Origin of the sequence: Bradyrhizobium sp. USDA 326 (assembly GCF_049739485.1) — a bacterium.
Classification (GTDB): Bacteria; Pseudomonadota; Alphaproteobacteria; order Rhizobiales; family Xanthobacteraceae; genus Bradyrhizobium.
Window position 1 is genome coordinate 2890220 of the sequence record NZ_JBMGQA010000001.1, and the last position, 14519, is coordinate 2904738.

9 protein-coding genes are annotated in these 14519 nt (G+C 65.3%); 2 read left to right on the top strand and 7 right to left on the bottom strand.

The features are described 5' to 3' along the window. Positions 1–257: 257 nt before the first annotated feature. Positions 258–2705 carry an adenylate/guanylate cyclase domain-containing protein gene (locus ABIG06_RS13810; protein ID WP_370137116.1) on the bottom strand — a complete coding sequence of 816 codons (2448 nt, stop codon included), beginning with the start codon at positions 2703–2705 and terminating at the stop codon, positions 258–260. A 249-nt stretch (positions 2706–2954) separates the two neighbouring features. Continuing rightward, complete coding sequence (locus tag ABIG06_RS13815; RefSeq protein WP_370137118.1) at positions 2955–5018, bottom strand: AsmA family protein; 2064 nt, start codon at positions 5016–5018, stop codon at positions 2955–2957. A 234-nt stretch (positions 5019–5252) separates the two neighbouring features. Here ABIG06_RS13815 and ABIG06_RS13820 point away from each other — a divergent pair, with 234 nt between their 5' ends. Further along, positions 5253–5927: a Crp/Fnr family transcriptional regulator gene (locus tag ABIG06_RS13820; protein ID WP_124162107.1), complete on the top strand. Its 675-nt coding sequence runs from the start codon at positions 5253–5255 to the stop codon at positions 5925–5927. A 95-nt stretch (positions 5928–6022) separates the two neighbouring features. On the opposite strand, the gene ABIG06_RS13825 is transcribed toward ABIG06_RS13820, so the two are convergent. The 4 genes from ABIG06_RS13825 to ABIG06_RS13840 all read right to left on the bottom strand — a co-directional run bounded on the left by ABIG06_RS13825 (position 6023) and on the right by ABIG06_RS13840 (position 12606). Continuing rightward, on the bottom strand, positions 6023–9172 hold the full coding sequence (locus ABIG06_RS13825; protein ID WP_370137121.1) for an efflux RND transporter permease subunit: 3150 nt from the start codon (positions 9170–9172) through the stop codon (positions 6023–6025). Continuing rightward, positions 9172–10101 (bottom strand): efflux RND transporter periplasmic adaptor subunit, encoded by a 930-nt coding sequence (locus ABIG06_RS13830; RefSeq protein WP_370137123.1) that lies wholly within the window; start codon positions 10099–10101, stop codon positions 9172–9174. Before ABIG06_RS13830 ends, ABIG06_RS13825 begins: the two co-directional genes overlap by 1 nt. A gap of 156 nt (positions 10102–10257) precedes the next feature. Continuing rightward, positions 10258–10923, bottom strand: coding sequence for an OmpA family protein (locus ABIG06_RS13835; RefSeq protein ID WP_370137125.1), 666 nt, complete (start codon positions 10921–10923; stop codon positions 10258–10260). A 144-nt stretch (positions 10924–11067) separates the two neighbouring features. Continuing rightward, complete coding sequence (locus ABIG06_RS13840) at positions 11068–12606, bottom strand: caspase family protein (protein WP_370137126.1); 1539 nt, start codon at positions 12604–12606, stop codon at positions 11068–11070. Positions 12607–12973: 367 nt separating this feature from the next. On the opposite strand from ABIG06_RS13840, the gene ABIG06_RS13845 reads away from it, so the two are divergent. Continuing rightward, on the top strand, positions 12974–13780 hold the full coding sequence (locus ABIG06_RS13845; protein WP_124162112.1) for an N-acyl homoserine lactonase family protein: 807 nt from the start codon (positions 12974–12976) through the stop codon (positions 13778–13780). Between the two features lie 108 nt (positions 13781–13888). On the opposite strand, the gene ABIG06_RS13850 is transcribed toward ABIG06_RS13845, so the two are convergent. Then, positions 13889–14431 carry a MarR family winged helix-turn-helix transcriptional regulator gene (locus ABIG06_RS13850; protein WP_370137127.1) on the bottom strand — a complete coding sequence of 181 codons (543 nt, stop codon included), beginning with the start codon at positions 14429–14431 and terminating at the stop codon, positions 13889–13891. Positions 14432–14519 lie beyond the last annotated feature (88 nt).

Consider the following 14519-nt stretch of genomic DNA (forward strand, 5'->3'; position numbering starts at 1 on the left):
AAATCGAAAATCGATTTATTGGACTGGTGAGGGCTGAGTGAGATCTACGCCAAGCTGCTGGAGAAGCTCTCAAACCGGGGCGGCATCACCGGCGCGATCTTCCTGAAGGCGCAGAGCAAGATTCAGGACCCGCCAAACTCAAAATTCCGTCCAGCTCACGCCGTCGTCGCCGCCTACCCCGAATGCCCGCGTAAGTCATTGATCTCAAAGCCTCTGCCTACTGTGCATGGGGTTGTTTTCGCATTTTTTGTTTGCGGCTACCCCCGCATCCGCACCGCCGACGCATCCACCACGTTCTCCACCTCCTCGCGCCAGCTCAGGATCTCCATCGCCAGCACGGGGTGGTTGAAGCCCTTGAGCTGGAGATCGTCGAGGGCGCGGGCCTCCACCCAGGGCTCGACCATGCCGTAGACGCGGCGGCTGACCACGATCTGGTTCGGCTTGGCTTCGCCGCAGAGGCGGGAGGCGAGGTTGGTGACGCTGCCAATCGCGGCATATTCCAGCCGCTGCTCGAAGCCGACCTGGCCGAGCGTGGCATAGCCGAGTGCGACGCCGATGCCGAAGCCCAGGCTATGCCCGCGGTTGCGCCAGCGCTCGGTCAAGGGGCCGATGGTGTCGCGCATCTCCACCGCCATCTTCACCGCGCGCCTGGTGTGATCCTCGAACTGGATCGGCGCGTTGAACAGGATCATCACGCCGTCGCCGGCATATTTGTCCAGCGTGCCCTCATACTTGAAGATCAGCTTGCCGAGCGCTGCGTGATATTCGCGCAGCACGTTCATCGCCTCTTCCGGCTCGGTCGCTTCCGTGAACGCGGTGAAGCCGCGCAGGTCGCAGAACACGACCGTGACCTCGCGGCGCTGGCTGGTGAGCAACCCTTCCGGGCTGTCGGAGGAGGCGATCAGCTGCGCCACCTGCGGCGCCAGGAAACGCTCGAGCTTGCGGATGCGCTCGATCTCGCCGAGCTGGGTCCTGACGCGTGCCTCCAGCGACTTGTTCCAGTCCTTGAGCTGCTCGGTCTGCTGCTTGAGCTTGTCGGCCTGGGCGCGCACGGTCGTGTTCGCCGCCTCCAGCGCGTGGCTCTTGTGGTCGACCTCGGTGAACAGCCGCGCATTGCGCATCGCCAGCACGGCCTGGTTGGCGAAGGTGCGCATCAGGCCGATGACGCTGCCGGCAAACTCGCCGCCGGCGCGCCGCAGCACCACCAGCGAGCCGAGCGTGCCCTGCTGGTCGATCAGCGGCACCACCAGCACCGAGTTGAAGCCGGCCGCGAGCGCGACCTCGCGCAGCGGCTGCTCGGCGGCTAGGCCGAGCTCGGCAAGCGCGATCGGCTCGCCGCCGGCGGCGGCATCGCTCAGGATGTTCTCGCCTTGCGCGATGGTGACGTGCGCGCCGTCGGCGGATGTGTCGATGCCGCCCGCCTCGACCAGGTTGAAGCGCCGCGTCTCGGCGTCGAAGCCGTAGATCAGCACCGCGTCGGCATGGGTGATCTCGATCGCGCGGGCGGCGATCGTCGCAAGCACCGCGTTGAGATCGAGCGAGGAGGCCACCGCGCGCCCGACCTCCTCCAGCACCTTGAGCTCGTGGATCGACTGCGCGAGATCGCGGGTGCGCTCCTCGACCTTGGTCTCCAGGTTCGAATAGGTCTCCTGGATCTGGTCGGCCATGCGGTTGAACTGCCCGGCGAGGTCCTCCAGCTCGTCGGAGGTGTGCACGTCGATACGGTGGCTGAAATCGCCTTCGCCGAGCCTGTAGGCGCCGTCGCGCAGCGCCGTGATCGGGATGATCATGCGGCGTGCCAGCAGCGTGCCGGCGAGGATCGCGACCATCAGGCCCATGCCGATCAGAAGCGCGATGCGCACCAGCTGGTCGCGGATCGGCATCAGGGCCTGCGTCGTGGGCTGCTCGAACAACACGCTCCAGCCGAGCTTTGGCACGAGGCTCGCGGCGCTCATCACCCCATGGCCGTTGAAGTCGGTGCCCGACGAGTCCGGCTCGTGGCCGGGCGCGATCGCGGCGGCGACCTGCGGCAGCCTGGAGAGGTCCTTGCCGATTTCGGGCCCTTTCGAGGACGTCGCCAGCACGCGCCCGCGCGGATCGACGACATAGGCAAAGGCCGCCTTGCCGACCTGGGCGTCGGACAGGAAGTCGGAGAGGAAGCTGAGATCGATCTCGGCCACGGTGACGCCGGCATTGAAGCCGGAATGCGCCACCGAGATCGACATCATCGGGGTACGGTCGGCGAACCAGGCCGGTGCATAGCTGACGCCGCGGGCGACGGCGTCGGTGAAGCGCATGTCGCGGGAGAGGTCGGCGTTGCCGCCGGTCGTGGTCGACTGCCGGGAGACGCGCAGCACCTCGCGGCCGTCGCCGTTGAGCTGGAACAGCTGGTTGACGTCGGAGACCTGGTGCAGCAGCGACGCATAGTCGGCACGGCGCTTCTCCAGCGTGTCCTGGCTCGCCCGCGTCACCCAGCTGATCTGGCGATCGAGCTCGGAGATCGACTGCTCGATCCGCCGGGCGGCTGCCTGCGCCTTGTCCTCCAGCCCGTCGGCCAGCTGTGTCCTGGTCGCGCGATAGGAGATCCAGGTCTCCATCGCGCCGTTGACGGCGAGGACGAACACGACGAGGCCGACGAGGGAGACGACGTATTTGGCGAACAGGCCCTCGCGCAGAAACCGTGTCTTGTCGCTCGCTCCTGCCATCCCGATCCTCTCGCGCCGCCATCGACGCCGGCGCTACGGGCCGTGCAGGCCCCTTCGGGCCGTTCTACCACAATTTGGGCCGAAGGGCCGTCGCGCGGCCGGGGACCGGCCGGTGTGGTTACCCCTCGCGGACTTCCGGTCAGGTGGAAGGGCGGTGAATTGTCGCAGCCTCATGCGTTCGGAGGAAGCCGCAGGCGTGCAAGCGGATGCAAGGATTTGCCAGTGAAGCCCAGCCCGTCAGTCCGCCGATCATCGGTTGAAGAGCTGCCGCAGCACGTCCTTCATTGGCTGACTGTCCTGCTGCGCGACCGGCGGGTCCTCCACAGCGGGGGCCTCAGGCGAGGCCTGCGGCGCCGGGGTGGAGGGTGTTGCCGGCACGCTGCGGCTGCGGCCGGAGCCGCTGCCGGTTGCGGCGCCATTGGAAAGCCCCTGCTGGATCAGATTGCCGATCGCCTCCCCCAGCGGGCCGCCGAGCAGATTGTTCTGCCCCGGCTGCTGGGCTTGCGGATTGGCGTTGCCAGGAGCATTGCCGCCTGGCGCGGTGGTGCCACCCAGGCCCAGGTTGCTGCCGAAGCTGCCCAGAATGTTGCCGAGCCCGGCGCCGTCGGGGCCGAACAGGCCCTTGCCCATTTCGCGCAGCTTGGCATAGGCGGCATCCGGATTGTCCAGCATGCCGGCCATGTCAGGATAGATCCGCGGCTGCGACCAGCTGCCCTGGATCATCACGGGGATGCCGAAGCCGACCGGCTCCGAGGTGCGGCCCTGGCCTTCGGTCGTCATCACGAGCTTCGGCTCGACGCGAAAGCCCATCATCTTGGTGTCGAGCGCGATGGTGCCGGCGCCGGTCACGCGCACCAGCGGCCCAATCAGATTGAGATCGGTCGTCACCGCCTGGCCCTTGTCGATGCGGAAGGAGGCCGAGAGCTGCGACAGATCCGTGCTCTGCTCCTGGGCGGGGTCCTGATTTGCCTGCCAGCCGGACAGCATGCCCGTCGTCAGCGAGCGGATCATCTGCGCGACGTTGATGCCGCGGATGGCGCCGTCCTGGAAATTGACGAAGGCCGTGCCCTGCATGTTCGCCATCAGCGCGCGCTGACTGTTGCCGGCGCTGCGAAGGGCGAGCTTGGCCTGCAGCTTGCCGTCGATGCGGTCGAATTCGGCAAGACCCTGCAGCAGCGGCAGCGCGCGCACGCCGACGAGATCGGAATGCATGGCAAAGCTCGGCGCACCGCTGGTCGCATCCAGGATTACTTCGCCCGAGACCTGGCCGCCATAGGCGCCGAGATTGGCGGTGCCGGCCTTCAGCACGCCGCCGGCGAGCTTGGCGTCGAGCGCCAGCGGCGCGATGCGCGCATCGCCGATCAAGGCTTCGTTCGCGGAAATCCGCAACTGCGCATCGACATAGTTGAGCCCGGACAGGTTGATCGGCACATTGCTCCAGGGCTGCCCGGCCGTGCCCTCCGGCGATTTCGCCAGCGGCATCGCGAGCCGCTGGAAGTCGAGGTCGACCTTGACCAGAGGCTTGCTCGCAATGTCGACCGAAGCCCAGCCGTTGAATGCGCCGTCGCCGAGCCTGCCGTTCAGGCCGTTGATCATCACGACATCGCCATTGAGCCGCATCTCGGCGTGACCGGTGAGCTGGGACTTCAGCACGTCAGGCATGTCGATGGCGAAATCTACCGGCACCGTCGGCCGCTCGGCCGGCGACGCCGGCGTCGCTGTCTTGATATCGAACTTGGTGGGATGATCGCCGACGCGCGCGGTGCCGGTGATATTGACCTTGCGGTCGCGATCGACGGTCGCGTCGGCGTTGATGGCGCTGATGCGGCCCTCGACACGATCGCGCAGGCGCGAGAATGCAACTTCGCCGTCGGTGACCTTGATGCGGTCGATGATGGCGCCATTGGTATCGAGCGCGAGCGGCCTCGACGGGGCGCCGGCACTCGGCAGGCGCTCACGCAGCAGCGGCTGGTAGAGCACGGGATGGGTGACGACGAGCTCGCCGATCTCAGGGCGGCCGGACCATATGCTTGCGAGCGACACGTCGGCCTGCACGCTGTCGACCGTCAGGCGCTTGATGCCGCTGCGGTCCTTGGGGTCGGCAAGCGTGAGGTCGTTCAGGGTGACGTTCAGCGTCGGCCACAGGCTGATCTTCGTGGTGCCGTCGATCGACAGGCGATAGCCGGTCGCGCTCTCGACGCGCGAGGCGATCGTGGAGGTCAGGAAGCCCGAGGGGATTCCTACCATCAGCAGGAGTGCGATCACGATGATGACGGCGGCCAAAGCACCGCCGACGAATTTCAATGCTCTCATGTCGACTTTCCAACGACGGACGATCGGCGTCGAATCCGGCAGATGACCCGTCCTTTGCGCCTTCAGTTTATCCCCGGACGGGAAGCGGCTCCAAGCGCGTAAAAATAGACAGGGGGTGCTGCAAAGTTATGTGACTTATGACACACTTCTCCGGCGCGGTTTTACGCGATCCTGAAGTTCATGGTTCAAGCGATTGCCAGGAACAATGACCAGGACGTTCACAGGGACATTGAAATGAGCAAGCAGGCCGAATTTGCGGTCATCCTGAAGATGAACCCGATGTTCGCCGATCTCGGCGCAGACGAGCTCCAGCGGCTGTCCAATCTTTGTCACACCCAGCATTTGGGGAACGGCGAGGTGCTGTTCCAGAAGGGCGATCCCGGCGATGCGCTGTTCGGCGTGCGCCGCGGCCAGGTCCGCATCGAGACCGGCGCCTCCGACGGCAGCCGGTTGACGCTGAATTTCATGGGGCCGGGCGACCTGTTCGGCGAGGTCGCGGTGCTGGACGGCCAGAACCGCACGGCGGACGCCACCGCGGGCGAGACCAGCGAGCTGTTTGTGCTGCGGCGCGAAGATTTCCTCGGCTTCCTCGAGCGCGAGCCAAAGGTCGCGATCAAGATCATCGCACTGCTGTGCCAGCGCATCCGCTGGCAGAGCGAGCGCATGGAGGAATCCATGCTGCAGCCGCTGCCGGTTCGACTGGCGCGGCGGCTCTGCGCGCTCGCCGCCGATTTCGGCTCCGAGGTCCACATTTCGCAGGAGCAGCTCGGCGTCTTCGTCGGTGCGGCCCGCGAGAGCGTCAATCGCCAGCTTCAGACCTGGCGCAAGGAGGCGATCCTCGATCTCCAGCGCGGCCGGATATTGCTGCGGAACATGACCAAGCTGACGGCGATCGCGCGGAACGAGTAGGGGAAGCGGTTGCTCGCGGCGTCCGATCTTCTGGCTCGCCGCGCACTCATCATCGCACCCAAAAGGCCGACGTCGTCAGTTTGGGCGACGCGATCTTACTCCGCCGCGGGGTGCACGAAGTTCTTTGGTACGCGGGGCGCCTCCGCTGGTGCCGCTCCGTGATGATCGTCCGTCTCGGCGTCCTCGCTGTGCACGATCAGCCGCTTGCCGAAGCGCCAGATCAGGGCGCCGAAATCATCCATCACCATGAACATCGCGGGCACGAACACCAGCGACAGGATGGTCGAGAAGATCAGGCCACCGATCACCGCGAGCGCCATCGGCGAGCGGAATTCGCCGCCGGCGCCGACCGCGAGCGCGCTCGGCATCATGCCGGCGGCCATCGCGATCGTGGTCATCACGATCGGCCGGGCGCGCTTCATGCCGGCGTCGATCATGGCTTCCTCGCGCGGCTTGCCGGCTCGAATGGCTTCGATCGCGAATTCCACCAGCATGATCGCGTTCTTGGTGACGATACCCATCAGCATCAGGATGCCGATCCACACCGGCGTGGTGAGCTGCTTGCCGGTGACGAGCAGTGCGGCAATGGCGCCGCCGATCGAGAGCGGCAGCGAGAACAGGATGGTGATCGGCTGCAGGAAGGTGCCGAACAGCAGCACCAGCACGGCGTAGACCATCATCAGGCCCGCCGTGATCGCGGTGGCGAAGCCGTCGGATAGTTCGTTCAGGCTTTCGGCATCGCCGGACGGTGAGACCTTCACGCCTTTCGGCAGGGTCTTCATGACGGGCAGGTCGTAGATCTTCTTGGTGGCATCGCCGAGCGCGGCGGAGCCGACGAGGTCGGCCGCGACGGTTGCCTGCCGCTCACGGTCGTAGCGGTTGATGCTGGTCGGACCCTGGTCGAGCTTGACGTCGGCGATAACCGAGAGCGGCACGCCGCCCTTCTCGCCGCGCTCGCCGAGCGGCACGCGGAGCTGCTCGAGCGTCTTCAGATTGCCGCGCGCGGCATCTTCGAGCTGTACCCGGATCGGGACCAGGCGATCGCCGACGTCGAATTTGGCCAGGGCAGGGCCGACGTCGCCGATGGTGGCCACACGGATGGTCTGCGACAGGCTTTCGGTGGACACGCCGAGCCGTGCGGCGAGATCGGCGCGCGGTTCGATACGCAGCTCGGGACGCTCCAGCGAGGTCTCCGAGATCACATTGGAGATGGTGGGAATGCGCTTCATCTGCGTCGCAAGCTCGCTCGCGACGTTGTTGACGATGTTGGGATCGACACCGGTCACCACCAGCGAGATCGCGCGCAGGCCGTTCTCGTCCAGGAACCAGAAGCGGATATCGGGAACGTTCTCCAGCTCCTGGCTGATCGAGAATTCAAGCTCGCGCTGGGTGATGTCGCGGCTGTTCTTGGGCGTGTAATTGATGATCAGGGCGGCGCGCCGGACTTCCTGGGTCCCCGGCGGGACGCGCCCGCCGTCGACGAAGATGCTCTTGACCTCGGGCCGCTTGCGTAGGCGCGCGACGATGTCCTCGGTGACCTTTTCGGTGTAGGCGAGCTGGGTGCCCGGCGGCAGCTCGAGGGCAAGCAGCGAGCGGGCGCTGTCCTGCGCCGGCAGGAAACCCTGCGGCAGCAGCGTGATGCTCCAGATCGAGGCGGCGAAGACGCCGAGGCCGATCAGCACCGTGATGAAATAGTGTCTCACCGACCAGGCCACGATTCGATGATAGGACCGCAATATGCGGCCGGGCGGCGGTTCCACATGCGTATGGTGCTTGAGGAAGTAGGCTGCCAAAACTGGGGTGACGAAGCGGGCCGCGAGCAGCGAGAAGAACACCTGCACCGAGACGGTGATGCCGAACTGCTTGAAGAACTGTCCGGCGATGCCCGACATGAAGCTCGCGGGTGCGAAGATCGCGATGATGGTCAGCGAGATCGCGATGACCGCGAGGCCGATCTCGTCGGCGGCTTCCAGCGCGGCGCGGTAGGGCGACTTGCCCATGTTCATGTGCCGGACGATGTTCTCGATCTCGACGATGGCATCGTCGACGAGAATGCCGGTCGACAGCGTGATGGCGAGAAAGCTGACGAGGTTCAGCGAGAAGCCGAGCAGGTCCATCGCCCAGAACGCCGGGAAGATCGACAGCGGCAGCGAGATCGCGGCGATGACGGTCGCGCGCAGGTCGCGCAGGAACAGGAGCACGATGACGACGGCGAGGATGGCGCCTTCGAACAGGGTCGAGATCGCCGCATGGTAATTGCCGTTGGTGTATTCGACCGAGGTGTCGATCACCTTCAGATCGACGTCGGGATAGGCGGCTTTCAGCGCGTCAATCCGCTTCTGCACGGCTTCGGCGACCTTCACGTCGCTGGCGCCCTTGGAACGCTTGATGCCGAGCGCGACCACCGGCTCGCCATTGAAGCGGGCGAAGGTGCGGCGGTCGGCGATGGTGTCGGTGACGGTGCCGAGATCATCGAGCCGGACCTCGCCGCCGCCGAACAGCGGGATCATGGTGCCGGCGAGATCGCCCAGCGTCTTGGCGCCCGCGAGCGTGCGGATCGCCTGGTCGTTCTTGCCGATCTCGGCGCGGCCGCCGGCGACGTCGACATTGGTGCCGCGCAGGCTCTGGCTGACATTGACGGCAGTCAGGCCCATGGCCTGCAAGCGATCGGGATCGAGCGAGACCAGGATCTCGCGCTCGACACCGCCGATGCGCTCGACCTGCGCGACGCCGCGCACGCCCTGCAGCGCGCGCTTGACCACGTCGTCGACGAAATAAGAGAGCTGCTCCGGCGTCTTGCCGGGTGAGATCGCGGCATAGGTGACGATCGGCAGGCCGATGACGTCGACGCGCTGGATCAGCGGCTCGGTGACGTTCTGCGGCAGGTTGGAGCGCACGCGCGTCACCGCGTCCTTGACGTCGTTGAGCGCGCGGTCGGTGTTGGTCTCGAGTGCGAACTGGATCGTGGTGACCGACAGTCCGTCGGTGATCGAGGAAGTGATGTGCCTGACGCCCTCGACGCCGGAGACCGCGTCTTCAACCGTCTTGGTGACCTGGGATTCGAGCTCGGCTGGCGCTGCGCCAAACTGCGAGACCGCAACCGAGATCACGGGGATGTCGGCCGAGGGCAGCCGCGTCACCGCAAGCTTGGTGAAGGAGGTCCAGCCGAGAACCAGGAGGATGATCGAAAAGACGACAGACGGCAGCGGATGACGTATAGACCATGCCGAGATATTGAGAGCCATCAGCGTACCCGCGTGCGATCGAGTTCATCGGCGAACATGGTCTTGATCTGGTCGCCGTCATGGAGCGAAGAGCCGGCGTCGGCCACGACGATTTCGCCGACCTCGAGGCCTTCCAGGATTTCCGTCGAGGTGTCGGACGACAGTCCGACCCGCACTTTGCGCGTCTCGACGACATTGCCTTTGACGACCTGCACCATGAGATGGTCGATCGCGGTCTTGGGGATCGAGACGCCGCAGCTGCGCTTGGCGTCGATCGAGGCGCGGGCGAACACGCCGACCTTGAGTGATGGATTGTTGGCGACGCTGATGCGGACGCGCCCGAGCTGGGTCGTGCGGTCGATTTCGGGGGCGACCAGCCGGACGCGTCCGATCAGATCGGGCGCGTCGTCGCGGCTGATGCGCACGGTCGCGCCGGGGCTGAGCTTGGACATGTGCACGGCCGGCACCTGGGCGTCGAGCTCGATCTCGTTGTTGACGGCGATGCGGAACATCGGACCGGCCTGCGGCGAGGCCGGCGCTCCGACGATGGTGCGGACCTCGGTGATGAGCCCCGGCGCGGTTGCTTTCAGCGAGATCGGGCCTTGTGGGCCGGGTCGCTGCGGCTGGCCAGGGATCTGCGGCGGCGCAGTCAGGCGCGCCAGCTCCTGGTTGTCGGCGACGACGGCGCCCTCGGCGACAAAGAGATCGGTGACCCTGGAGCCTTCCTGGTCGGCAACGACCACCGCCTCGCGGCGCGGCACGAAGAAACCGGTCACCCGCACCAGGTCGGAGAAGCAGGCGTTGGTCGACTTCGTCACGATGACGAGCGCCTCGCCCGGCGTCTCCTTCGCTTCGGGGCGATGCCGATGCTCGAACAGATAATAGCCGACACCGAGCGCGGCGACGAACACCAGGGTTCCGACTGGCTTGAGATATTCGGTCAAATTCATCGCCGGATCATCCTGGCCTGGCTCACGGCCATCCGCACGAGGCCCAAACAGAGCGTTTCCCTGAAACAAAGCGTCCCGCAAGGTTGCGGGACGCGCTTTGGAAGCGAGACCTTACACCACATCACGACTCGTCACTGCAAAGGATTGAAGTCGAGCTCACTTCGACGCGGTGGTCTTGTTTTCCATGTTGACGACCTGCACGCGGCGATTGACCTCTGCCAGCGGCTGGCTCGGATTCTTGAGCTTGCTCTTGCCATAGCCGACGGTGACGAGATCGGTCGCGGAGATGTTGTATTTCTCGATGAGGTAGCGTTTGATCGAATCGGCGCGACGCTCCGACAGGTCCTGGTTGTAGGCTTCGCCGCCGGCGGCATCGGTGTGGCCGGCGACCACGAAGGTCGAGCCCTTCAGGTCGGGACTGGTCAGCGCCCGGCCGAGCGCCTGCACCGACGGCATCGATTTGGCGCTGATGTTGGCGGAGTTGTAGTCGAACGTGATTTCGAGATCGATGTTCGGCTTGTCCTTGGCGACTGAAGCAATTTCCTCGCGCTCGGTCGAGGACAGCGAACGCGTTGAGCGGCCGCGCACGGACTGCAGCAGCCTGGTCTCCGCCGCGTTCGGCGTGGCTTCGGTCGGCGGGGCGATCGAGAGGCCGCGGGTCAGGGGCTTCTTGGCTGGCGGTGCGAGTGCGCGGACGATCTCGTCCTCGGTGATATTCTTGCTGTTGCTGTCATCTGCTGCGTATGCGCGCGGCAATGACAGAGCGGCGCCGACGACGATGATGGACAGGATCGCCGTAAGTCCCTTTGCAGCCAATCTCATAGCCAGTCCCTCCTGCTCAGCCAGCTTGCGTGCTTCCAAGTTTCAGCAATAAGCCTCGGAAAAGGCCTCTTGCGGCATCCGCCCATTAGTCTTTCTTGGCCCGTTCAAGGTTCGAGGCTTCGACTGCCTCAACTCGAAAAAATATCAACGCACTCCGTAGCTTGCGAATTCCTGAACGATGTTCGGATCCATCGCCTTTGCATTGGCGATGTCCAGCGCTCCTTCCTGGGCGGAGCCGTTGCGTTGCTTGGCAAGGCCCCGTCCGTAGAGCGAAGAGGTCAGGCGCGGGTTGATCTTCAGGGCCGCGTCGAAATCGGCGATGGCGTTCTTCACCGCGCCCGACTTGAGGTTGACGAGTCCCCGGCTGTCCAGTGCATCGACGAAGTTCGGCCGCAGCCGCAATGCCTCGTTGCAATCCTTCAGCGCCCCCTGAAGGTCGCCGACCACGGTGCGGGTCCAGCAACGGTTGTTCAGCGCTTCGACGTCCTTCGAGTTGATCCGGAGGGTGTCGTCGAAATCCTTGATGGCGAGGTTGTAGGCGCCCTTGCTGGCATAGACCTGGCCGCGCCGGTACAGCGCGTTCACGTCGTCCGGATTGGCGGCAATCTTGGCGGTCAGGCCCTTGATCGTGGGATCATCGGCCAGGACGGCGGCACTTGGACCGCTCTCTGTGCTCGGCGCCGGACCGGGATCAATCGGTTTCACCGGAGGCGGTGGTGGCGGCAAAGCAGCCTCGATCTGCGGCTTCGGCGCGGGAGCCGGTGCGGGCGCAGGCGGCGCAGGAGGAGCCGGTGCTGCAGCGGTGTCGGCCGGCTTCGGCGGCGGAGGCGGCGTCGGTGGGGCGGGCGGAGCCGGCGCCGGGTTGTTGGCGACGACGGCCGGCGCAGCCGGAGGCGCAGGCGGCGGCGTCGTTGCGGGACGCGATCCGCCGGCGCCCGGAATGAACGAGAAGTCTTCGGCCAAGGAGGAGGAAATCCACGGCACCTGCTCGCCGCGCGAGGCGCGGGTAACGCCCATCTTGGTGCGGTTCAGCGTCTCCTCGGCCATCAGGTCGGGGACGCGGATCTCCTTCAGCAACTCTTGGACGAACAGGCTGTGATCGCCACCGGCGTCCGAGACCACCGAGGCCAGCGCCGCCGAGTACATTACCAGCGTGCCGTTGGGCGCGATGACCGGGGTCAGGCCGGCCGAGAAGCTGCGGAACCGGCGCTCGAACGGGTTGCGCCTCGACGCATCGATCAGCGCGATCTTGACGCCGGCGCCGCGGCTGTTGAGCTCGCCGAGCACGGTCTCGAGGCTGAAACCATCGCGGCGCACGTCGGACTCCGTCCAGATCTGCGCATCGACCGGCAGCAAGTAGCTCTGGCGCGCCGACTGGACGCCGAAACCGCTGAAGAACACCAGCGCCACCGATCCCGGCTTGATCTTGCCGTAGAGCTTGTCGAAGGCGCGGCGCATCGCGTCGCCGGTCAGGTTCTCGCCGATCTCGACCGAGAAGCCGTCCCGCTTGAGCTCATCGGCTACGTCGCGCGCATCGTTGATCGGTTCCTTCAGCGGAGCATCCGCGTCCGGATATTTGGCGTTGCCGATGACAAGCGCAAAACGGTCGCCGGCCGCAAGCGATGGGGCAGTCGGGACAAGCGAGACGAGCAAGAGCAGAAGAACAAAGAAGCGAATTTTCATAATCAGCGCGGTCCAGCCAAAAAGGCGCCGTTCCAGCTTGCGCCGCGGCGACCTTAACTTACGCTTCCTGCATTATCAAACCGGGGACGGGGGGCGTCAACCGCTTGGAGATTCGGCACTATCGTAGCGATTGACCGCAACGTATGGGCGTGCCGCGAGGGGGATAGACGGGCTGTCATGACGGTGCTCGGCGCGGCCTGGTTCGATCCTATCGGCAGCATGTTAGGGCAACAGTTGCGATGAAAAATGTGATTGGTCTCACATTGCGGGACCGGCTCCCGGCGCAATGCCCCGTTTGACCTTTCCTGCCGACGATGGCTTGGTGTGCTCGATCGTCCCGGAAGATCCAACTCAGAAAAGCAAGACCATGGGAAACGTCTACGAAATCTACGCCCTTCGCTATGCGACGATGTCGCCGCGCACCCCCAGCATGAACTTCCTGGCGCCCGATCCACATGACAGTGCGGCGCAGGACCTCGACTATTTCGTCTGGCTGATCCGCGGCGGTGGCCGCGACATTCTGGTCGATACCGGCTTCAATGCCGAGGAAGCGAGCGCGAGGGCGCGCAAACTCACGCTCAATCCCGTCGATGCGCTGGAGCGTTTCGGCGTCGCGGCTTCGAGTATCCGCGACGTCATCGTGACGCATCTGCATTACGACCATGCCGGCAATCTCGACCGCTTCCCGAACGCGCGTTTCCATCTGCAGGAGCGCGAGATGGCTTACGCGACGGGACGCTGCATGTGCAACGGACTGCTGCGACATCCGTTCTCGGTCGAGCACGTCACGCAGATGGTGCGCCATGTCTATGGCGAGCGTGTCAATTTCTATTCCGGTGACGGCGAGGTTGCTCCAGGCATGACCGTGCACCGCGTCGGCGGGCATTCCGACGGCTTGCAGGTGGTCAGGGTCGAAACCGCGCGCGGTCCGGTCGTGCTGGCATCCGATGCCGCGCATTACTACGCCAATCTGCAGCGCAGGAGCCCGTTCCCCATCGTCTACAATGTCGGCGACATGGCGCAGGGTTGGGAGACGATCGAGCGTCTCGCCGGGCACCCCGATAGATTCATCCCCGGCCACGATCCGATCGTGACCGAGATCTATCCGCGCGCCAGCGACAAGGTCGACGCCTGGGCACTGCATTTGCCACCGACGCGATCGTTTGCGAAGTGACAGTGTAGCCGTCATTCCCGGGCGCGCGGCGCGCGAACCCGGAATCCAGAAGTTGTGGCGCGAGATTCCGGGTTCGCCGCTCTGCGGCGCCCCGGAATGACGGAGGAGCTAATACGCCTGCTTGGCGTCGGCTTCTTCGCTGGTCTGGATCAGGTCGAGGCTCTGCTCGATCTTGCCGAGCAGGGCCGAGAGTTGCTTGCGCTCCTGCGCCGAGAGGCAGGCGAGGATCTCGTCTTCCCGCCGCAGCAATTGCGGGAAAAGCTCTTCGTACAGCGCGCGGCCCTTCTTCGTCAGTTGCAGGCGGAATTCGCGGCGGTCGGCCTCGTTCTCGACCCGTTCGATCAGGTCGTCATTGAGCAGCGTGGTCACCGCGCGGCTGATGGTGGATTTATGCGTGCGGGTGCATTGCGCGACGTACTGCGCGCTGCAGGCGTCGTTGCGGAAGCCGAGGGTGGCGATCACGCGCCAGGCCGGAATGTCGAGGCCATGTCGTTCCTGATATTCGACCGAAAGCGCGGAACTGACTTCCGCTGCGAGCCGGTTGAGGCGGAACGGCACGAACTTGAACAGGTCGAGCCGTGGCTTTGGCCGCGCTGAAGCCTCGCCGGCCTCACGCGCCTTCAGCGCGATGTCGCTGGATGTCCTCGCCAAGCAAAGCGCTCCGAATTCCAGTTGACGGCCGGCCGGCTCCGGTCCAAAATAGTTGCACGTGAGACTATCTAGCAGATCAGTCCTCTCC